Raw genomic sequence first — 20,863 nt, 5'->3', positions numbered from 1 at the left:
TACATAGGCGTAACACAGAGCGGCCTCAGCCCCGTCTCGCTGATGGCTATGTTTTAGTTTTCTGCTGAAAGGACACCTTTGTCATGTCACTTCGTATCAATGATGTTGTTCCGAATTTCACCGCTGAAACGGATCAGGGGCAAATCACATTTCACGACTGGATTGGCGACAGCTGGGCGATCCTTTTCAGCCATCCGAAAGACTTCACACCGGTCTGCACCACGGAATTTGGCGCTGTAGCGCAGCTGGCGGCTGAGTGGGAAAAGCGCGGTACGAAGGTCATCGGCGTTTCTGTGGACAGCGCGGAAGATCATAAGAAATGGAAGACCGACATTGAGAAAGTGGGTGGCGCGGCAGCTGGTTTCCCAATCATCGCAGATGAAGGTTTGGCCGTTTCAAAGGCATTCGACATGCTGCCGGCTGAAGCTTATCTCCCGGATGGCCGGACACCGGCTGACAGCGCGACTGTACGCTCCGTGTTCATCATTGGTCCGGACAAGCAGTTGAAGCTATCAATGACGTACCCGATGACTGTTGGCCGGAACTTTGCCGAAGTTCTGCGCGCGCTCGACGCGCTGCAAACCTCTGCGAAAGGTGTCGCAACGCCCGCCAACTGGGAGGTTGGTCAGGATGTTATCATTCCGCCAAGCGTGAGTGATGAAGATGCGAAGGCAAAGTTCGGCACATTTGACGCGGTTCTGCCTTACCTGCGTAAAACCAAAATGCCGGCTTAAGACAATACGGCTTCTCTCTGGGATCTGAGAGCTTGGACATTTGGCAAGCAAGCCTCGCGGGACTTTCGGTCTCTGCGAGGCTTCTTCTGAAGAGCGTTAGCCGACGATCAGCTGTTTGAGCTGAAGCGATTCGTACTCGAGCTCCTGCAGCCGGTAATTGACGACATCGCCGATCGTCACGATCCCGACCACAATATCGCCGTTGACCACCGGCATGTGCCGGAATTTGCCTTTGGTCATGGTTTGAAGAACTGAAATCAATCGGTCTTCCGGGGAGCAGGTTTTTACGTCCCGGGTCATGATGTCTTCCACTTTCTGCGAAAGTGTTTGACCGGGTGTCTCTGCAAGACGCCGCACAATGTCTCGTTCAGACAAGATGCCTTGAAGCTTTCCGGCAGCATCTTTGACGATCAAGGCACCAATCCGCTTTTCTTTCAGCTGTACAACAGCTTCATGAAGCGTGTTTTGGGGCCTCAAGGAAAATACGTCCTTGCCCTTGGACTCCAAAATCTTGCCGACGGTCGCGGTTTCTGCCGACGCATTCGTTACAGGGGTCTGGCTGTGTGTCTTTTCTTGAATCTTGTCTTTTCGGCTTGGGGCCTGATAAGAGCTCGGCATGAATATCGCTCCCTGTTGCTATGTCCAAGTATGACATGGACGAACAGCTTACCCGAAACTCAGCGGTTTAAGGAACTCTAGAAATTGGCTGACTTCACGCTTACGCCGCTGGCCGCGACGATCATCTTCGTCATCGCGTGCTTTTCCGGGTACCAATATCGGCGGGTTTGGGTGAAGGAAGGACCGAGCTGGCAGTTGTGGGCCTATGGTCTTGCTGCCGGTGGATGTTTGGCGTTGGTCGCCTTTATTCCGGTACAATAGATCAAAGGCACCGGCCGAATCTGGGGGTTAGCCTTCCATTTCAGCAAGTTGCTTGCGTGCGCGTGGGCACTGCAGGCGGTCGCGGAGCGGGCTATCCGGGTCGATTTCCTTATTGCAAACCATGCAATGGTCTGCGCCGGAAATTGCGTTCAATCCACCGCAGCTTCCCTTGATTGTTCTGCCAGAAAAAATCACGCCGATCGCCATACCAAGGATGACGGTCAAGAGCAGCGCGAAAGCCAGAACAAACGTTTCCACGATGGATACCCTTTGATTCGGTTATCAGGCCTGAAGTTGCTTGAACTTGTCGCTGGCGACTGAAGCGAAGCCGTTTTCTGCATCGGTGCTGCGATCAATGAACAGAACAGCAATATCACGTTGATTCGCGATTTCCAAACCACGCTCGGTTCCGAGCACCAACATAGCGGTCGACCAGGCGTCCGCAAGCATGGTGTTTTCAGCAAGCACCGTTGCGGATGCCGTCTTGTGGGTGATCGGCGCTCCAGTGTGTGCATCGATGATGTGGGAGAACCGTTTGCCGTCGCGTTCAAAATAGTTTCTGTAGTCGCCGGATGTCGCCATGCCCATGTTGGTGACGCTGGCTACCTGGTATGCGGAACGAGTGTAAGCGGTCGGTGTCTCGATACCGATTTGCCAATCCATGCTGTCAGCGTTGCGCCCGGAAACATAGAGGTCGCCGCCGATCTCGACCATGAAATCGCTGATGCCAAAGGAGGCAACGACTTTGGCCATCTGGTCGACGCCATACCCCTTGCCGATGGATGGCAGGTAGAGTTCGGCTTCCGGATGGCTTTTGCTGATTTGCGTACCGTCGACTTTGAGGCCATCTGTTTGGCCGGAAACCTTGCGCGCGGCTGCCAAAGCGTTTGCTTCAGCTGTTGCCGGGCGGCCTCCGCCTTTGGAACCAAATCCCCAGGCTTCGATTACCGGGCCAAGTGTGATGTCGAACTGGCCGGCACTGGCAGTGTTGATCTCACGAGAAACGCGGACAACTTCCGCAAAACCTTCGGAGACCGTAACCGGCGCGGTGGAGCGCAGCGCATTGAAGCGCGAAACTTCCGAGGATGCGTCCCAGTTGGACATTTGAGCGTTGACCTGAGCCAAGCTTGACTCCAACGCTTTCTTAAGCGCTGCCTGGTCAACATTCCGATTATGATCAACCCCGGTTACTGTGTAGCTGGTTCCCATCGTAGAGCCGGAAAGCTCAACGATATCCGATCCACCTTTACAGGCCGCCAAGGTCAGCGACATCAGGATGAAGCTGCGCCGGGAAAATACGATATTGTTTGGCACGGTATGCATCTCCGATTGATCATGTGCGAAAAGTGTCGCGCGTTCTGCGGCGCTTTTCATTGGTTTTCAGGACCGATTCAACAAAAAAATGGACGACTAGGGCAAAAAAATGCTTTTTCAACTCGTGAAAACATAGCATATGGCGCCCTAACGAATTCTGGAGGCCGGATGCGTGCAAAGTTTTAAGCTGAAAAAAGGTCTTGATCTACCCATCACGGGAGCGCCGGTTCAAGAAATTGACGCAAAGGACAAGATCCAGAACGCTGCAGTCATTGCGGCAGACTATATCGGATTGAAGCCTCGTCTGCTCGTTCAAGAAGGTGACGCGGTCGGGGCGGGTGCGCCTGTTTTCTTCCACAAGGACACGCCTGACGTTATGGTCACGGCTCCGGTTTCTGGCCGGGTGAAGGCAGTTAACCGCGGTGCACGCCGTGTTCTCATCAGCGTCGAAATCGAAGTTGATGCGACAGCTGCTGATCCGGTTGCCTTCTCAGACATTGGTGATGCCGCAACGCCGGAAGGTCTGACAGAACGTCTGTGTGCATCCGGGCTTTGGACATCATTCCGCACGCGTCCCTATTCGAAAGTTCCTGACCCGGACTCGCGTCCTGCTGCCATTTTCGTGACAGCCATGGACACGGAGCCCTTGACCGCCGATCCGACGATCGTGATCGCGGACCAGGCTGAAGCGTTTGAAAAAGGCCTAGCCGCTGTTGCAACGTTAAGTTCGGGCAAGACCTATTTGTGCTGTGAAACCGGAGCCAATATTCCCGGCCTCACGATGCCTGGGATCGAAGTTGCAGGGTTTTCCGGCCCGCATCCGGCGGGACTTGCAGGAACGCATATTCACTTCTTGGACACGCCAAGCGCAGAAAAGACGGTCTGGACCATTGGATACCAGGACGTCATCGCGATCGGACGTCTTCTTGAAACCGGTAAGCTGGACTCCTCAAGAATCATTGCTCTGTCGGGACCGTTGTGCACCAAGCCGCGTTTGATCCGCACTATCTCCGGTGCTTCAATGATCGAATTGAGTAACGGTGAAATTTCAGGCGATGTTCCGGTTCGAATGATCTCCGGGTCAGTGTTGAGCGGCCGATTGGGAGAGGGCGTAAGCGCCTATCTTGGACGCTATGCACGGCAGATGACCTTGATCGAGGAAGATCACAAACAGATCCCGATGGGTTGGATCCGGCCAATGCCGTCCAAGTTTGCACTCCAACCTGTCTTGGGCTCGGCTTTCTCAAAGAAACTCTACGCGTTGACGTCCAATTTGAACGGTGGACGGCGCGCCATGGTGCCGATTGGCACCTTTGAGGAATTGATGCCGCAGGATTTTCTACCCACCCAGCTTTTGCGTTCCCTGCTGGTTATGGATACAGATCAGGCACAGGCCCTTGGGGCGCTGGAACTGGATGAAGAAGATTTGGGTCTGGTGGGCTTTGCTTGTCCAGCCAAGTATGAATATGGCATGGCGCTTCGCGATTGCCTCACCAAAATCGAAAAGGAGGGCTAGGCCTTGGGTCTGCGCAACTTCTTCGACCGCATCGAGCCAAATTTCGTGAAGGGCGGCAAATACGAGAAATTCTTCCCCATTTATGAAATGGTGGAGAGCTTTCTCTATACCCCAAAGACCGTAACGACAGCGGCGCCGCACGCGCGCTCTTATATCGATATGAAGCGGATCATGACCTACGTGGTCATCGCGACGATCCCTTGTATTCTCGTGGGTCTTTACAACGTCGGCTTCCAGGTCAATTCCGCAATTGCCACATATGGAGCATCCGGTTGGCGTGCATGGATCATTGAGGCGTTAGGGATCGGGTTCAACCCGGCCAACCCGCTTGCCAATATCCTGCACGGGGCACTCTATTTCCTGCCGATTTACATTACGACGCTGGTCGTCGGCGGCATCTGCGAAGTAATCTTTGCAACGGTGCGCGGTCACGAAGTGAACGAGGGGTTCCTCGTAACTTCCATGCTATATGCGCTGATCCTGCCGCCATCTGCACCGCTGTGGCAAGTGGCACTGGGCATCGCCTTTGGTGTTGTGATCGGCAAAGAGGTGTTCGGTGGAACCGGCAAGAACTTTCTGAACCCGGCGCTGACAGGCCGCGCGTTCCTGTACTTTGCATACCCGGCGCAAATGTCTGGCGACACCATCTGGACACCGGTTGATGGTTTCTCGGGCGCGACCGCATTGTCGGTTGGTGCATCGGACGGTTACCAGCAGTTGGCAGCTCACGGGGTGAGCTGGATGGATGCGTTTCTTGGTACGATACAGGGCAGCATCGGTGAGGTCTCGGCACTGGCGTGCTTCATCGGACTTGCCTTCCTTTTGATCACAAAGATCGCCAACTGGCGGTTGGTGGTCGGCTGCCTGGTTGGTATGATCGCATTCTCGACGCTGCTCAATCTGATTGGCTCCGACACCAACCCGATGTTTGCAATGCCTTGGTATTGGCATCTGGTGATTGGCGGCTACGCGTTTGGTTTGGCCTTTATGGTCACAGAGCCGGTTTCAGCGTCGCACACCAATCTTGGCCGTTACATCTATGGTGCCTTGATCGGTGTGATGGTTGTGATGATCCGCGTTATCAATCCAGCCTTCCCTGAAGGAATGATGCTGGCGATTTTGTTCGGTAACGTTTTTGCACCGCTGATCGATTATTTCGTAGTGCAGGCAAACATCAAGCGCAGGGCGAAGCGACATGCCTGAAGATAAAGAAAACAAAGGCTTCATCCGCCGGTTCCTTGATCTGCCGGTGGATTCTGTCCCGAAGACCATCTTCGTGGCCGTGTCGATCTGTCTGGTGGCGTCCATGGTGGTGTCTGCGGCGGCTGTCTCTCTGCGCCCTCTGCAGGAAGTCAATAAACTGAAGGATAAGCAGATCAACATCCTTCAGGTTGCCGGCCTTTACGAACCCGGCTCGAATGTCGCTGAGGCATTTGAGGTGTTTGAGCCGCAGGTTCTTGAGATTGCGACCGGTAAATTCACTGACAAGTTCGATCCGGCCACCTTCGATGATCGCGCTGCAGCAGATGATCCGGAAACGTCGATCGCTTTGTCAGACGACCCGGCTTCCATTGGACGGCAATCAAAATACGTCACTGTTTATCTGCTGCGGAATGACGATGGCAGTCTCGACAAGGTCATTCTGCCGATCCACGGCTACGGACTTTGGTCTACGCTGTATGGGTTCATTGCCCTGGAAGAAAACGGTAACGACATCTTTGGTCTTCAGTTCTACAGCCACGGCGAGACCCCGGGCCTCGGAGCCGAGGTTGATAACCCGCGCTGGAAATCACAGTGGAATGGCAAGAAACTTTCCGATGACAGTGGAGATCTGCTGATCACTGTCGCCAAGACCGTTCCGCCACAAGGCGAAGAGTATCATGTCGATGCGCTGGCAGGCGCAACTCTGACGACGGTTGGTGTCGACAACCTGGTACGGTTCTGGATGGGCGAGGCCGGATTTGCACCCTTCCTGGAAAATCTGAAAGCAGGAGAGATCTGATGGCGCAAACCAAGAGAAGCATGCTTATCGATCCGCTGGTCGATAACAACCCGATTACCCTTCAGGTTCTCGGGATCTGCTCAGCCCTTGCTGTGACATCTTCGTTGCAGGTGGCGTTTGTCATGTCACTTGCGGTGATATTCGTTACGGCATTCTCCTCAATGTTCATCTCGATGCTGCGCAATCACATTCCAGGAGCCATCCGGATCATTGTGCAGATGGTCATCATTGCATCTCTCGTGATTCTCGTTGATCAGGTGCTGAAGGCGTATCTCTACGAGATTTCGAAAACTCTCTCGGTCTTCGTGGGCCTGATCATCACCAACTGTATTGTGATGGGCCGTGCAGAGGCGTTTGCCATGAAGAACCCGCCAATTGCCTCCTTTATTGACGGTGCAGGCAATGGTCTCGGGTATGGCCTGATCCTTATGCTGGTTGGTGTTATTCGCGAATTGTTTGGTGCAGGCAGCCTGTTCGGCATCACGATCTTTGAGACTGTCAACAACGGTGGTTGGTATGTCCCGAACGGCATGCTGCTGCTGCCGCCATCCGCTTTCTTCATTATCGGCCTTATCATCTGGGCGTTCAGGTCCTGGAAGCCTGAGCAGGTTGAAGAGCGCGAGTACAAGATCCAAACGGTGGATGCGCACTGATGGAACATATGCTTTCACTCGCCGTAAAGGCCATCTTTGTTGAGAACCTGGCGCTGTCCTTCTTCCTGGGCATGTGCACCTTCATCGCTGTTTCGAAGAAGATCTCAACTGCGATTGGCCTTGGTATTTCGGTCATGATCGTTCAGGCGATCACCGTACCGGCAAACAACCTGATCCTAACCTATCTCCTGGCTCCAGGCGCCTTGGCTTGGGCCGGTTTCAGCAATGTAGATCTGACCTTCCTTGGGCTCATTTCGTACATCGGCGTGATTGCAGCTCTGGTTCAGATCCTGGAGATGGTGCTCGATAAGTACTTTCCGCCGCTCTACAACGCGCTTGGCGTCTTCCTGCCGTTGATCACGGTGAACTGTGCGATCCTAGGCGGATCCCTGTTCATGGTGGAGCGGGACTACAATTTCGGCGAATCCGTGACCTACGGTTTGTCTTCCGGCTTTGGCTGGGCTCTGGCGATTACGGCCATGGCTGGTGTGCGGGAGAAGCTGAAATACTCCGATATCCCGGACGGCCTGCAGGGCCTGGGCATCACATTTATCACCGCTGGCCTGATGGCGCTTGCCTTCATGTCCTTCAGCGGCGTCAAACTGTAACGGGAGCGCCCTGTGGCCACATTTGGACTAGGCATACTTCTCTTTACCCTGATCGTTCTGGCGCTGGTCACGATCATTCTCGCCGCCCGCTCAAGGCTGGTGTCGATGGGCAATGTCAACATTTCCATTAACGGCGAGAAGACTATTTCGGTGCCAGCTGGTGGCAAGTTGCTGCAAACACTTGCCGAACAAAAACTCTTTGTTCCGTCTGCGTGCGGCGGCGGTGGTACCTGTGCCCAGTGCCGGGTGAAGATCTTTTCCGGCGGCGGGTCAATCCTCCCAACGGAAGAAGGTCACATCACCAAGCGGGAAGCTGCTTGCGGTGACCGCCTGTCCTGTCAGGTTGCCGTCAAGCAGGACATGGAAATCGAGGTTCCTGAAGAGGTCTTCGGCGTCAAGAAATGGCGCTGCAAGGTGCGCTCGAACGACAACGTGGCGACCTTTATCAAGGAACTTGTCCTGGAACTGCCAGAAGGCGAGGACGTTAACTTCCGCGCCGGTGGTTATATCCAAATCGAATGCCCGCCTTATGAGCTTTCCTACAAGGAGTTCGATGTCGGCGAAGAGTACCATGAGGATTGGGACCGCTTCAAAATCTGGGACGTAAGCTCGAAAGTTGCCGAGCCGGTTGAGCGGGCCTACTCCATGGCCAACTATCCGGAAGAAAAGGGCATCGTGATGCTCAACGTCCGGATTGCATCGCCACCTCCCGGGTCCCAGGGAATTCCAGCCGGCAAGATGTCTTCGTACATCTTCAACTTGAAGCCGGGCGACGAAGTCACGATCTCAGGCCCGTTTGGTGAGTTCTTTGCGCGCGACACCAAGAAGGAAATGGTCTTCGTGGGCGGTGGTGCCGGCATGGCGCCGATGCGCTCGCATATTTTCGATCAGCTGCGCCGGATCAAAACTGATCGAAAGGTCACTTTCTGGTACGGCGCGCGCTCCAAGCGTGAAATGTTTTATGTCGAAGACTTCGACATGCTGGAGCGTGAGAACGAGAACTTTGAGTGGCATGTGGCACTGTCTGACGCGTTGCCGGAAGACGACTGGAAAGGCTACACTGGGTTCATTCACAATGTGCTCTACGATGAGTACCTGAAAGACCACCCGGCGCCTGAGGACTGTGAGTTCTACATGTGTGGTCCTCCCATCATGAACCAGTCCGTCATCAACATGCTGCTCGATCTTGGTGTTGATCGCGAAGACATCATGTTGGATGATTTCGGCGGTTAACCCGTCAGAAAACCAAGATTTACTTCGGGCCCTGTTTCGGTGTGCGGCATGGATCGCACTCACTGAAGCAGGGCCCGATGCTTTTTTGCTCAGAAGGTGTTGGATAATTGCCGCTTTGATGACAGTCTGTCGGTCCAGTTGATATCTACAATGGATCCAGACGTGGCGATCAAATCCGAACAGTTTCATTTGGACCCCAAGTTTGAAGGCACCCTCCAGCAACAGATCCAGCACCTAGTCAGCCAAGGCGTGTTGTCGGGCCGGTTCCTTCCCGGTGAACGTATGCCGTCCAGCCGGAAGCTGGCTGAGTGGCTCGGGGTCAGCCGAATTACGGTCACCCTGGCCTATGCAGAATTGGTAGCCAATGACTACCTGACATCGAGGGGGCGATCGGGTTACTTCGTTTCTGAAAACGCGCCACCACCACCGATGCTCAATCAGTCGGAGGGAGACCGGCAGGAAGCGGTGGCCTGGGACGAAATGGTCAGTTCCCGGTATTCCTACCGCTCCAGCCTGGTGCGTCCATCGGATTGGCGCGATTACCCGTACCCCTTCATTTATGGCCAGCCGGATGCGCGCCTGTTCGATCACGACAACTGGCGCCGGTGTGCATTGGAGGCGTTGGGCCGAAAGAACTTTGAGAGCATGACGGCCGATCCTTATGAACAGGACGACCCCAAACTGATCGAATACATCGTGAGAAACATTTTGCCGCGCCGCGGGATTTCCGCGCAGCAAGATGAGATCCTTGTGACGATGGGGGCGCAGAATGCGCTATGGCTTTGTGCTCAGGTCTTGTTGAACAAGGATCGCGTCGCGGCCATCGAAAACCCCTGTTATCCGGGACTGCGCGACATTCTCGATCAGACAGGTTGCCAGATTACGGAGGTGCGGGTCGATAATGATGGTCTCCCTCCGGATGATATTCCCGGCAACTGCCAAGTGGTCTTCACCACGGCCAGCCACCAATGCCCGACTAATACAACCATGCCGATTGACCGCCGCCGCGCCTTGCTGAACCGCTCCGTGGAAGAAGGGTTTGTGATCGTAGAGGATGACTACGAATTCGAAATGGCATTCCAAAAAGCGCCGACGCCTGCGCTCAAGTCCCTCGACCGGGCGGGGAGCGTTATCTACGTCGGCTCGTTTTCAAAGTCTTTGTTCCCGGGATTGCGCCTTGGATATATCGTCGCCGCCAAACCCTTGATCCAGGAAGCACGGTCGCTGCGGGCGTTGGTGCTCAGGCATCCACCCGGTCACATTCAGAGGACGACGGCCTACTTTCTGTCTCTTGGATATCATGATGCCATGGTGAACCGGATGGGGCAGGCTTACCGGCGCAGACGCTCCGTCATGGATAAAGCAATTCGGGACCACGGCCTGCAAATTGCCAGCGGTGGCAGTCATGGTGGATCAAGCTTCTGGATGCGCGCGCCTGAGGGCGTCAACACCAGCGAGTTGGCACTCAAACTTCGCAAGAGTGGGGTCGTGATCGATCAGGGTAGAGCGTTTTTCGGACGCGAAGACGACAATCATCAGTTTTATCGTCTTGCTTATTCATCCATTCCCTCCGCGCGCATTCCGGAGGGGATTCAACGGATCGCGGATGTAATCCGGTAGGGCGATGTCATCGCCTTAGTATCTGGATATACCGAGTGAATTAATCTGGCCCTAAGACCTCTCATCGCAGCGCGGCATGAAATCATTTCCAGTTAATCGTGTACCTGTATTGCGAGCGGGTGAGGGAGTGCGTTTCAAATGAAAATGACGACAGAGGAAGCCTTCGTAAAAGTCCTGCAACGGCATGGGATTGAGCATGCTTTCGGGATTATCGGCTCTGCTTTCATGCCAATCTCCGACCTGTTTCCAAAGGCGGGAGTTACGTTCTGGGATTGCGCGCACGAAGGCTCGGGTGGAATGATGGCCGATGGCTATACCCGGGCGACAGGCAAACTCAGCATGATGATTGCCCAGAACGGACCGGGTATCACAAACTTCGTCACCGCGGTGAAAACTGCCTACTGGAACCACACGCCCTTGCTTCTTGTTACGCCGCAGGCCGCCAATAAGACTTTGGGGCAGGGCGGTTTTCAGGAAGTTGAGCAGATGGCCCTGTTCAAGGACATGGTTGCCTATCAAGAAGAGGTCCGCGACGCATCCCGCGTTGCCGAAGTTCTGAACCGTGTCATCCTTCAGGCAAAACGTGCCAGCGCGCCGGCCCAGATCAACATGCCGCGCGATTTCTGGACGCAAGTGATCGATATTGACCTTCCGCCGATTGTGGATTTTGAGCGCCCATCCGGTGGTGATACAGCCATTCAGGAAGCCGCGGACCTGCTCAGCAGCGCCAAGCATCCGGTCATCCTCAACGGTGCCGGCGTTGTTCTGGCCGATGCAATCGACGACACGATCGCACTTGCGGAACGCCTGGATGCGCCTGTGTGTTGCGGCTATCAGCACAATGATGCGTTCCCCGGCTCGCACCGCCTGTTTGCCGGACCACTCGGGTACAACGGTTCAAAGGCCGGCATGGAACTGATCGCCAAGGCCGATGTCGTTCTAGCCCTTGGTACGCGCCTCAATCCGTTCTCGACCTTGCCGGGTTATGGCATCGACTACTGGCCGAAAAATGCCAAGATCATTCAGGTGGATATCAATCCCGATCGGATTGGTCTGACCAAGCCGGTGAGCGTTGGTATTGTCGGAGATGCAAAGAAAGTCTCCCAGTCCCTCCTTTCAAAGCTGGCTCCCAACGCAGGTGATGCCGGGCGGGAGGAGCGCAAGCACGAGATTGCGCAGACGAAATCCCGCTGGGCGCAGCAGCTGTCGTCCATGGACCATGAGGACGACGATCCGGGTACGAGCTGGAACGAGCGCGCTCGTGCCGCAAAGCCGGATTGGCTCAGCCCGCGTAAGGCGTGGCGGGCCATTCAGTCCGCTTTGCCGCGTGAAGCGATCATCAGCTCTGATATTGGCAATAACTGCGCCATCGGTAATGCGTACCCAAGTTTTGAAGAGGGCCGGAAATACCTTGCGCCCGGGCTGTTCGGTCCCTGCGGTTACGGCCTTCCGGCGATCGTTGGTGCAAAAATTGGCTGCCCGGATACCCCGGTGGTTGGGTTTGCGGGCGACGGAGCCTTTGGCATTGCTGTTACAGAGTTGACCGCCATTGGCCGCAGCGAATGGCCGGCAATCACCATGGTTGTCTTCCGCAACTACCAGTGGGGCGCGGAAAAGCGGAACTCCACGCTTTGGTACGACGACAATTTCGTCGGCACCGAACTCGACGACAATGTCAGCTATGCAGCCATTGCAAAGGCGTGTGGCCTTCAAGGTGAAGTTGCCCGCACGATGGACGAGCTGACCGAAAAGCTCGATGCGGCGGTCAAAGACCAGATGGAAAACGGCAAGACCACGCTGGTTGAAGTGCTGATCAATCAGGAACTCGGTGAGCCATTCCGGCGCGATGCCATGAAGAAACCGGTTGTTGTTGCCGGAATCGACCCGGCAGATATGCGGCCGCAGTAAAGTCCTGGAAAGGGAAGTGATTTATGGGCGGTATCCTTGTTCTGAACTCTGGATCTTCGTCCATCAAGTTCGCTCTCTTCGATGAAAGCCTGGATGAAACGCTGTCTGGAAGCGCCACTGAAATCGGTGGCGTTTCGCGTTTGAAAATCTCATCCAACACATTGAAATCTGGAGAGATAACGGCAGTCCTGCCGGATCACAATGCCGCGCTCAGCGCGATCTTGGATGTCATCCGGTCCGCTGGCATTGAGATTGCGGACCTGAATGGCGCTGGTCACCGTGTGGTCCATGGCGGTCCGGTTCTTCAGACGGCGATCCGTGTAAATGGGCAAGTCATTGCCGAGATCGAGCGTTGCAATGATTTAGCCCCCTTACATAATCCGCATAATCTGGCTGCCATCCTAGCACTCCGGGATTTGGCGCCGGACCTGATGCAAGTGGCCTGTTTCGATACGGCATTTCATGCGTCAAACCCGGATGTCGCCCGCCGATATGCCTTGCCCGACCGGCCGGAGCTGGAAATGTTGCGGCGGTATGGGTTTCACGGCATTTCCTATCAGGGGCTTGTCAGGACACTGGAGGAAGACGTGAAGGCCGATACGCCAGATCGCCTGCTGGCTCTTCACCTTGGCAACGGGGCAAGCCTGTGTGCGATCAAGTCCGGACAATCCGTGGCAACGACGATGGGATATTCGCCTCTGGAAGGTCTCACCATGGGCACCCGGACCGGGAGTATTGATGGCAATCTGGTCTTGCGGCTGGCCGAAGAAAACGGAATTAAAGACACTAAAGAGCTCTTGAACAAAAAGAGCGGTCTCTTGGGCCTTGGGGGATTGTCCGACATGCGCGCCCTGCATGCGGCAGAGACAGACGCGTCTCGTTTTGCTGTTGAGCATTTCTGCTATTGGGCTGTTCGCCATGCCGGATCGATGATTGCGGCAATGGGCGGATTGGATGGAATTGCGTTCACCGGTGGCATTGGTGAAAACGATGCTGTTGTGCGCCAGAAGATCATTTCTCGATTGGGATTTCTTGGTGCGACCTGCGATCCGCAGTCCAATCAGAGCAACAAGTCCCGCATTGATGTGTCTGGCTCAGCCGTTCCGATCTGGATCGTAAAGGCCGAAGAAGAGAAAACGATCGCAGCTGAGACGCAAAAACTCATCGCATAGCGAATGTTAATTCTCTCAAACTCATTGGCATGTCGCAATTCGACAACAGATGTCGTGAAAAAAACTTTCCTTTTTTCATTTTCTGTGTGAAATTTTCAGAAATAATTTCACGCTGGCGAGGCGATCATGGCCAATTTGGGTGCGGATTTACGCGCACTTCGCAAGACAAAAGGGTTGACGTTAGCAGAACTTGCCGAACGGCTCGGTAAGTCGGTCGGCTGGCTCAGTCAGATCGAGCGCGGCATTTCGAAACTGTCGAGCGAAGATATTGATCGCATGGCCGGTGTGTTTGACGTGCCGCCGTCGCTTTTGGGCGCAAGGCAGGGACCAAACCGCAAGGAAGATGGCAAAATCGTTCGCGCATCCGATCGCCGGATGATCGGTGAGCGGGTTCCCGGACTTGTTGAGCAATTGCTGTCCCCGGATCTGACCGACAGTTTTGAGGTCATCCATTCCACGTTTCTTCCAGGGTCTGAACGCAACGACGAAATCATGCGGCCAACTCAGGAACTCGCGTTTCTGGTGTCTGGCAAGCTGAAAATCTGGCTCGAGGGCGAACCGTTCCTCATTCGAAAGGGCGATTCCTTCCGCATTCGCGGCAACAAGTACCGCTGGGCAAACCCTTATTCTGAACCGGCGATCGCCGTCTGGATCATCTCACCGCCCGTTTATTGACCCTTGAATCTAACCCTTTGAAGCCAGGCCCTAATCGAGCCTCTACCCCTAATCAAACCGGAGCCAGCAATGTCGGACCTTCCCACTACAGCTCGTGTCGTGATCATCGGTGGAGGTGCGGTCGGCGCCTCGGTTCTCTATCATCTCGGGTTAGCCGGTTGGACCGATTGTGTCCTTCTGGAGAAGAACGAGCTCACCGCTGGCAGCACATGGCACGCTGCGGGGAACATCCCGACGTTTTCGTCCTCCTGGGCGGTCATGAACATGCAGCGCTATTCCACCGAGCTTTACCGGCGTCTGGGCGATGAGGTGGATTATCCGATCAATTATCACGTGACCGGATCTGTCCGGCTGGCGCATTCAAAAAACCGCATGATGGAGTTTGAGCGGGCGAACTCCATGGCCCGCCGGCAAGGCATCGAAACTAACATGATGTCGGTCGCGGATCTGAAGGACGCCTATCCCTTCATGGAGACGCACGATCTTGCGGGTGGCTTCTGGGACCCGACAGATGGCGACATGGATCCTGCACAGCTCACGCAGGCGTTTGCAAAGGGCGCGCGGGCCATGGGGCAGAAGGTGGTGCGTTTTACACCTGCGACCGGTGTCCGGCGTGAAAATGACGAGTGGATCGTCGAAACGGAAAAGGGTGAGATCCGTTGCGAATATGTTGTCAACGCAGCGGGGTACTATGCCCAGCGTGTTGGTGAGTGGTTCAAGCCCTATGGCGGGCGCACCGTGCCGATGATGGTGATGAGCCATCAGTATTTGTTGACCGAACAAATGGACGAACTTGCAACATGGACCAAGGAGCATGGCCGGAAACTGCCGCTGCTCCGGGATGTGGATTCGTCCTACTATCTGCGGCAGGAAAACACCGGACTGAACCTTGGTCCCTATGAACGAAACTGCAAAGCACACTGGGTCACGCCAGATGATCCTATGCCGGACGATTTCAGCTTCCAGCTTTATCCTGACGATCTTGACCGGCTGGAATGGTATATCGAAGACGCCATGGCCCGTGTGCCGCTGCTTGGCATGTCGGGAATCTCAAAGGTCATCAACGGCCCGATCCCTTATGCCCCTGATGGTATCCCGCTGATTGGCCCGATGCCGGGTGTGAAAAATGCCTTTGAAGCCTGTGTCTTCACGTTCGGAATTGCTCAAGCCGGCGGGGCTGGCAAGATCCTCACCGAATGGATTACCGAAGGCGAAACCGAGTGGGATTGCTGGGGTCTCGATCCGCGCCGTTTCACGGACTACACCGACCACGATTATTGCGTGGCCAAGGGCATGGAAGTCTACGGCCATGAATACGCAATGCATTACCCTCATTATGAGTGGCCGGAAGGGCGAGACAAGAAGCTGTCCCCGGTGCATGAAAAACTTAAAGCCTCCGGTGCCCAATTTGGTGTTTACAACGGTTGGGAACGTGCCAACTGGTTTGCAAAAGACGGCGACGACACATCAATTGAAGCGACAGAAAGCTGGATGCGCAAAGGCCCTTGGTTCGAGCGTGTACGTGAAGAAGCCTTGGCCGTTCGCGATGGTGTTGGCGTTTTGGACCTTCCGGGATTTTCGAGGTTCAAACTGTCAGGCGCGGGTGCTGCCGATTGGTTGCGTGGCCGTATCTCTGGCGGCCTGCCGAAAGTTGGAAGGATGACGCTTGCCTATTTTCCAACGTCCAAGGGCCGGGTACACACGGAGATGTCGATCATCCGGAAGGGCGAGGACGACTTTGTACTGATCGCCGCAGCATCCGCGCAATGGCACGATTTTGAAATTCTGGCTGCACATTTGCCAGATAGTCTTGAGCTGTCCGACATCACCTCGGAGCTTTCGACGCTAATCGTAACTGGGCCGAAATCCCGGGACCTTTTCGAGAAAATCGGAACGACTGCTGACCTGGACTTGCCATGGCTCAGCATTCAAACGGCTGAGGTGGCGGGGACACGCTGCGAGCTTTACCGGGTGAGTTTTGCAGGGGAGCTGGGCTGGGAAATGCATGCGCCAATGGCCAGTATTCCAACGCTTTACGATGCGGTTGTCGGCGCGGGTGCAAAGCCCTTTGGGATGTATGCCCTCAACAGCTTGCGGATTGAAAAAGGTTACCGAGCCTGGAAAGGCGATTTGAGCACGGATTATACCTTATTGGAATCTGGCCTCGATCGGTTCGTGAAGCTGGATAAGGCGGAAGACTTTCCGGGCAAAGTCGCGCTCTTGAATGAAAAACAGCAAGGTCCAAAACAGCGCTTTGTCACTTTCCTCGTCGACAGCGAGGAAATCGACCCGCCCTACATGTCGAACATCTGGATGAACGGCAGCATCGTCGGCGAAACCACGTCTTCGGCTTTCGGATTCCGTGTGGATGCCTGCGTGGCATTGGGCATGGTCCGGGCGGATCTGGCCGAAGCGGGCACGGATCTTGAAGTCGAAGTCTACGGACAAAGATTTCCCGTCACGGTGCAGCCGGATGGCCCACTCTGGGATCCGAAGAATCTCAGGCTAAAAGCGTGATTTTCACTCTTTCAAAGCGTCAGTTATTTCAATCCAGATCTGGACGATAAGTCATGGCCATTCCTTCAAAAGCCCGCGTTGTCATTATCGGTGGCGGGGTCATCGGGTGTTCAGTTGCCTACCACCTGGCCAAGCAAGGCTGGAGCGATATCCTGCTTCTGGAACGCAAGCAGCTCACCAGCGGAACGACCTGGCACGCAGCCGGCCTGATTGCGCAGCTTCGGGCAACCCAGAATATGACCCGTCTCGCCAAATACAGCCAGGAGCTCTACGGCTCTCTCGAAGACGAGACGGGTCTGTCGACCGGCTTCAAAAGGTGTGGATCGATTACCATGGCGCTGACCGCAGAACGCCGGGAGGAAATTCTGCGTCAAGCCTCCATGGCACGGGCGTTCGGGGTAGAGGTTGAAGAGATTTCACTAGGCGAAGTCCAGAACCGCTATCCGCACGTCAACACAAGTGGTGCGACCGCAGCTGTTTATCTGCCACTCGATGGTCAGGGCGACCCGGCAAACATCGCACTGGCTCTGGCAAAGGGCGCGCGTCAAAAAGGCGCAAAGATCCTGGAGCGGGTCAAAGTGACCGGGATAGAGGTCAAAGACAGGAGAGCCACCGGCGTCAGTTGGGAGCAAGACGGTGAAACCGGATTTGTCGAAGCCGAGATGGTGGTCAATTGCGGCGGCATGTGGGGGCATGAGGTTGGCCGGATGGCAGGGGTCAACGTTCCACTGCATGCTTGTGAGCACTTTTACATCGTGACCGAGCAGATCGACGGCCTGGGGCAACTGCCGGTTCTGCGTGTCCCGGACGAGTGTGCCTACTACAAGGAAGACGCCGGCAAGATGCTGCTTGGCGCGTTTGAGCCGAATGCCAAGCCCTGGGGTATGACGGGTATCCCGGATCAATTCGAATTCGATCAGCTGCCGGAAGACTTTGATCATTTCGAGCCGATCCTGGCTGCTGCGGTCGAACGCATGCCGATGCTGGCAGAGGCGGGGATTCATACCTTCTTCAATGGACCGGAAAGTTTCACACCTGACGACGCCTACCATCTGGGTCTTGCCCCGGAACTGGAGAATTTCTGGGTCGCGGCAGGCTTTAATTCCATCGGGATCCAGTCCGCAGGTGGCGCTGGTATGGCGTTGGCCGCCTGGATGGAAAGTGGGGAGAAGCCATTTGATCTCGGGGATGTCGACATCTCCCGGATGCAGCCGTTTCAGGGCAACAAGACCTATCTGTTTGAACGATCGAAGGAAACACTCGGGCTGTTGTACGCTGATCATTTCCCTTACCGGCAAAAAGCGACTGCGCGTGGGATCCGGCGCACGCCGCTCCATGGGCATCTGTTGGAGCAAGGTGCGGTGATGGGAGAACTGGCCGGATGGGAACGGGCGAATTGGTTCGCAGATCTAGGACAGGACCGCTCCTATCAGTATTCCTGGAAACGTCAGAACTGGTTTGAAAACAGCGCCCGCGAACACATGGCGATCCGGGAAAGCGCCGGACTATACGACATGAGTTCCTTCGGAAAGATCCGCATCGAGGGTCCGGATGCCGAGCGTTTCCTCAATCACGTTTGCGGTGCCGACATGAGCGTACCGGCTTGCCGAATCGTGTACACACAGATGCTCAATGCCGCTGGCGGTATCGAAGCCGATGTCACAGTAACGCGGTTGAGCGAAACCGCATATCTGATGGTCACGCCGGCTGCCACCCGATTGGCGGACCAGACGTGGCTCCGGCGTCATATGGGGGATCACCAGGTGGTGCTGACCGATGTGACATCCGGTGAAGCGGTTTTGGCTTTGATGGGACCGAAGTCACGGGAGCTGCTTGGCCGAATTTCTCCAAACGACTTTACCAATGAAACCAATCCGTTCGGGACAGCCCAAGACATTGAAATCGGTATGGCACTCGCCCGCGCCCACCGGGTGAGCTATGTGGGCGAACTTGGTTGGGAGATCTATGTGCCAACCGAGTTTGCTGCACATGTCTTCGAAACACTTTGGGAGGCGGGCCGGGATGAGGGGCTGAAACTGTGCGGTCTTCATGCCATGGACAGCTGCCGTATGGAGAAGGCCTTCCGGCACTTTGGCCATGACATCACCTGCGAAGACCATGTCATCGATGCCGGTCTCGGCTTTGCTGCCAAAACCTCCAAGCCTGGTTTCATTGGCCGGGACGCTGTTTTGGAGCGCAAGGAAACTGGTCCTAAAAGCCGATTGGTACAGTTCCAGCTACAGGATCCGGAGCCGATGCTTTACCACGCGGAACCGATCCTTCGTGAGGGCGAGGTCTGCGGGTACCTGTCATCCGGGGCCTATGGACACGCACTCGGCGCCGCGATTGGTCTTGGTTACGTGCCGTGCGAGGGGGAAAGCGCTGCTGATGTTCTAGGCTCGGCCTATGAAATCGAGATTGCGGGCACTCGCGTGCAGGCAACCGCGAGCCTCAAGCCGCTCTATGATCCGACGAGTAGCCGCATGAAGGTCTAAATGAAGATCCATTCACCCACGAAAAACCCCGGACAGAAGCCGGGGTTTTTGCCCTTTAACCAGCTGGGATAACCCGCGCTGGATTGGCCGGGTTCCGATCCTTAACTGAACACCGCTGTGAGTGCCTCATCAATCGAGTTTGTGAGGTGGTCGATGTCATCGGCAGTCGCGATTAATGCTGGTGCGAGACACAAGGTGTTGTTGAAGCCAGGAAGTGCACGATTGGTCATGCCGATGATGACGCCCTGGGCCATACAGTGCCCTGCGACCGCCTGAACCTTGGCTTCATTGGCCGGTTCCTTGGTCTCACGATCGGACACAAGTTCGACGCCTGCAAACAGTCCTCGGCCACGCACGTCGCCAACTACGGCGTGTTTTTCCTTCAGGCCTTCCAGGTTTTCCATCAGGCGTGCACCCATCGACAGCGTGTTTTCTAGAAGGCCTTCGTCTTCGATGATGCGCATGTTTTCAAGCGCTGCAGCGGGACCAGCAGCACAGCCAGCGTAAGTGGATATGTCCCGGAAATAACTCAGAGGATCGCCGGACGCATCCTTGAACATGTCAAAGACTTCTTCTGTGGTCACGGTGCAGGAGATTGCGGCATATCCGGAGGCCACGCCCTTTGCCATTGTAACGAAGTCAGGTTTGATGCCGAACTGTTGGTATCCGAACCAGGTTCCAAGGCGTCCGACGCCGCAGACGACTTCATCGAGATGGATTAGGATTTGGTGGCGTTTGCAGATCTCCTGAACACGCTCCCAATAACCCTCTGGCGGCACAATGACACCGCCACCCGCTGTCATGGTTTCAAGGCAGATCGCACCGATCGTATCCGGTCCTTCGCGGAGGATGACTTCCTCAATGGCGTCAGCTGCGCGCTCACCATAAGCTTCCGCGCTGTCATATTGGTTCCGGTATTCAAGGCAGTGTGGAACTGCGACAAATCCAGGCGTGAACGGCCCGTAGTGAGCCGAACGCTCGCCCTGACCACCAGCGGACAGGGCCGTAATTGTGGTGCCGTGGTAGTCGCGGTCACGATAGAGGATTTTCGATTTTTTGCCGCCATGGTGCTGCTGGGAAATCTGGCGGACCATCTTGAAGACTTTCTCGTTCGCCTCCGAGCCCGAGTTTGAATAAAACACCCGGCTCATGCCCGGCATCTTGGAGATTAGCCTTTCAGCAAAAAGGGCCCCTGGAACTGATCCAAGCGTATTTGCGAAGAAGTTCATCTTCACAAGCTGGTCGCGGACGGCGTCAGCAATCGTCTCCCGACCGTAACCGACGTTTACGGTCCAGACACCGCCGGAGACCCCGTCTAGGTGCTCTTTGCCAGCGGCATCCCAAACGCGCAGTCCTTTGCCTTCAACGATGATGCGCGGGTCTACGGTCTCGAACGTCTTGTGCTGAATGAGATGATGCCAAACGTGCGCCTTGTCGGCAGCAATGACGTCGGAATTGTCGTTTTTCGCAAGAACAGCATCCATGGCCACATCCCCAGAGTTGATTGGAAAACCTGCCGGTATCCGGCTGAAAACGT

Annotated in this window: 18 protein-coding genes; 14 read left to right on the top strand and 4 right to left on the bottom strand. The window is 55.4% G+C overall.

The window, feature by feature from the left end:
• The first annotated feature begins 83 nt into the window (after positions 1-83).
• A complete protein-coding gene (locus tag ACVDG4_RS15445; RefSeq protein WP_008189344.1) occupies positions 84-734 on the top strand; it encodes a peroxiredoxin in 651 nt (216 codons plus the stop codon).
• Between the two features lie 96 nt (positions 735-830).
• Here ACVDG4_RS15445 and ACVDG4_RS15440 read toward each other — a convergent pair whose 3' ends face one another.
• Positions 831-1,352 (bottom strand): CBS domain-containing protein, encoded by a 522-nt coding sequence (locus tag ACVDG4_RS15440; protein WP_133951880.1) that lies wholly within the window; start codon positions 1,350-1,352, stop codon positions 831-833.
• An 84-nt stretch (positions 1,353-1,436) separates the two neighbouring features.
• On the opposite strand from ACVDG4_RS15440, the gene ACVDG4_RS15435 reads away from it, so the two are divergent.
• Complete coding sequence (locus ACVDG4_RS15435; RefSeq protein WP_306147570.1) at positions 1,437-1,613, top strand: hypothetical protein; 177 nt, start codon at positions 1,437-1,439, stop codon at positions 1,611-1,613.
• A gap of 27 nt (positions 1,614-1,640) precedes the next feature.
• Here the strand turns inward: ACVDG4_RS15435 and nqrM are convergent, their stop codons facing one another.
• Together nqrM and ACVDG4_RS15425 are read right to left on the bottom strand one after the other, a co-directional pair.
• Positions 1,641-1,871, bottom strand: coding sequence for a (Na+)-NQR maturation NqrM (gene nqrM / locus ACVDG4_RS15430; protein WP_447235727.1), 231 nt, complete (start codon positions 1,869-1,871; stop codon positions 1,641-1,643).
• 24 nt (positions 1,872-1,895) lie between these two features.
• A complete protein-coding gene (locus ACVDG4_RS15425; protein WP_447235913.1) occupies positions 1,896-2,936 on the bottom strand; it encodes an FAD:protein FMN transferase in 1,041 nt (346 codons plus the stop codon).
• Positions 2,937-3,099: 163 nt separating this feature from the next.
• On the opposite strand from ACVDG4_RS15425, the gene ACVDG4_RS15420 reads away from it, so the two are divergent.
• From ACVDG4_RS15420 to ACVDG4_RS15365, 12 genes are all read left to right on the top strand, one after another.
• Positions 3,100-4,443, top strand: a complete 1,344-nt coding sequence (locus tag ACVDG4_RS15420; protein WP_447235726.1) for a Na(+)-translocating NADH-quinone reductase subunit A — start codon at positions 3,100-3,102, stop codon at positions 4,441-4,443.
• A gap of 3 nt (positions 4,444-4,446) precedes the next feature.
• A complete protein-coding gene (locus ACVDG4_RS15415) occupies positions 4,447-5,646 on the top strand; it encodes an NADH:ubiquinone reductase (Na(+)-transporting) subunit B (RefSeq protein ID WP_133951884.1) in 1,200 nt (399 codons plus the stop codon).
• A complete protein-coding gene (locus ACVDG4_RS15410; RefSeq protein ID WP_447235725.1) occupies positions 5,639-6,445 on the top strand; it encodes a Na(+)-translocating NADH-quinone reductase subunit C in 807 nt (268 codons plus the stop codon). The genes ACVDG4_RS15415 and ACVDG4_RS15410 overlap by 8 nt, the downstream gene beginning before the upstream one ends.
• Positions 6,445-7,098 (top strand): NADH:ubiquinone reductase (Na(+)-transporting) subunit D, encoded by a 654-nt coding sequence (locus ACVDG4_RS15405; RefSeq protein ID WP_055670668.1) that lies wholly within the window; start codon positions 6,445-6,447, stop codon positions 7,096-7,098. Before ACVDG4_RS15410 ends, ACVDG4_RS15405 begins: the two co-directional genes overlap by 1 nt.
• Positions 7,098-7,706, top strand: coding sequence for an NADH:ubiquinone reductase (Na(+)-transporting) subunit E (gene nqrE, locus ACVDG4_RS15400; RefSeq protein ID WP_008195880.1), 609 nt, complete (start codon positions 7,098-7,100; stop codon positions 7,704-7,706). The genes ACVDG4_RS15405 and nqrE overlap by 1 nt, the downstream gene beginning before the upstream one ends.
• 12 nt (positions 7,707-7,718) lie before the next feature.
• On the top strand, positions 7,719-8,939 hold the full coding sequence (nqrF, locus tag ACVDG4_RS15395) for an NADH:ubiquinone reductase (Na(+)-transporting) subunit F (protein ID WP_133951888.1): 1,221 nt from the start codon (positions 7,719-7,721) through the stop codon (positions 8,937-8,939).
• Between the two features lie 162 nt (positions 8,940-9,101).
• Positions 9,102-10,559 (top strand): MocR-like pyridoxine biosynthesis transcription factor PdxR, encoded by a 1,458-nt coding sequence (gene pdxR, locus ACVDG4_RS15390; RefSeq protein ID WP_447235724.1) that lies wholly within the window; start codon positions 9,102-9,104, stop codon positions 10,557-10,559.
• 138 nt (positions 10,560-10,697) lie between these two features.
• Complete coding sequence (gene xsc, locus ACVDG4_RS15385; protein ID WP_447235723.1) at positions 10,698-12,467, top strand: sulfoacetaldehyde acetyltransferase; 1,770 nt, start codon at positions 10,698-10,700, stop codon at positions 12,465-12,467.
• 23 nt (positions 12,468-12,490) lie between these two features.
• A complete protein-coding gene (locus ACVDG4_RS15380; protein ID WP_447235722.1) occupies positions 12,491-13,639 on the top strand; it encodes an acetate/propionate family kinase in 1,149 nt (382 codons plus the stop codon).
• 126 nt (positions 13,640-13,765) lie between these two features.
• Positions 13,766-14,314, top strand: coding sequence for a helix-turn-helix domain-containing protein (locus ACVDG4_RS15375; protein WP_447235721.1), 549 nt, complete (start codon positions 13,766-13,768; stop codon positions 14,312-14,314).
• Between the two features lie 69 nt (positions 14,315-14,383).
• Complete coding sequence (locus tag ACVDG4_RS15370) at positions 14,384-16,831, top strand: GcvT family protein (protein ID WP_447235720.1); 2,448 nt, start codon at positions 14,384-14,386, stop codon at positions 16,829-16,831.
• A gap of 53 nt (positions 16,832-16,884) precedes the next feature.
• Positions 16,885-19,326 carry a GcvT family protein gene (locus ACVDG4_RS15365; protein ID WP_447235719.1) on the top strand — a complete coding sequence of 814 codons (2,442 nt, stop codon included), beginning with the start codon at positions 16,885-16,887 and terminating at the stop codon, positions 19,324-19,326.
• A 101-nt stretch (positions 19,327-19,427) separates the two neighbouring features.
• Here ACVDG4_RS15365 and ACVDG4_RS15360 read toward each other — a convergent pair whose 3' ends face one another.
• Positions 19,428-20,810 carry an aminotransferase family protein gene (locus ACVDG4_RS15360; RefSeq protein ID WP_447235718.1) on the bottom strand — a complete coding sequence of 461 codons (1,383 nt, stop codon included), beginning with the start codon at positions 20,808-20,810 and terminating at the stop codon, positions 19,428-19,430.
• Positions 20,811-20,863: the final 53 nt, after the last annotated feature.

The sequence above is a fragment of the Roseibium sp. MB-4 genome (assembly GCF_053005265.1).
The sequence above is the reverse complement of the archived record's forward strand: the minus strand, read 5'-3'. Positions and strand labels throughout refer to the sequence as shown.

What these genes read in the sequence shown, in the direction of transcription:
- ACVDG4_RS15445 (WP_008189344.1), top strand. Translation starts at nt 84, where the DNA reads ATGTCACTTCGTATCAATGATGTTGTTCCGAATTTCACCGCTGAAACG.
- ACVDG4_RS15440 (WP_133951880.1), bottom strand. Translation starts at nt 1,352, where the DNA reads ATGCCGAGCTCTTATCAGGCCCCAAGCCGAAAAGACAAGATTCAAGAA.
- ACVDG4_RS15425 (WP_447235913.1), bottom strand. Translation starts at nt 2,936, where the DNA reads ATGCATACCGTGCCAAACAATATCGTATTTTCCCGGCGCAGCTTCATC.
- ACVDG4_RS15410 (WP_447235725.1), top strand. Translation starts at nt 5,639, where the DNA reads ATGCCTGAAGATAAAGAAAACAAAGGCTTCATCCGCCGGTTCCTTGAT.
- ACVDG4_RS15405 (WP_055670668.1), top strand. Translation starts at nt 6,445, where the DNA reads ATGGCGCAAACCAAGAGAAGCATGCTTATCGATCCGCTGGTCGATAAC.
- nqrE (WP_008195880.1), top strand. Translation starts at nt 7,098, where the DNA reads ATGGAACATATGCTTTCACTCGCCGTAAAGGCCATCTTTGTTGAGAAC.
- xsc (WP_447235723.1), top strand. Translation starts at nt 10,698, where the DNA reads ATGAAAATGACGACAGAGGAAGCCTTCGTAAAAGTCCTGCAACGGCAT.
- ACVDG4_RS15380 (WP_447235722.1), top strand. Translation starts at nt 12,491, where the DNA reads ATGGGCGGTATCCTTGTTCTGAACTCTGGATCTTCGTCCATCAAGTTC.
- ACVDG4_RS15375 (WP_447235721.1), top strand. Translation starts at nt 13,766, where the DNA reads ATGGCCAATTTGGGTGCGGATTTACGCGCACTTCGCAAGACAAAAGGG.
- ACVDG4_RS15370 (WP_447235720.1), top strand. Translation starts at nt 14,384, where the DNA reads ATGTCGGACCTTCCCACTACAGCTCGTGTCGTGATCATCGGTGGAGGT.
- ACVDG4_RS15365 (WP_447235719.1), top strand. Translation starts at nt 16,885, where the DNA reads ATGGCCATTCCTTCAAAAGCCCGCGTTGTCATTATCGGTGGCGGGGTC.
- ACVDG4_RS15360 (WP_447235718.1), bottom strand. Translation starts at nt 20,810, where the DNA reads ATGGATGCTGTTCTTGCGAAAAACGACAATTCCGACGTCATTGCTGCC.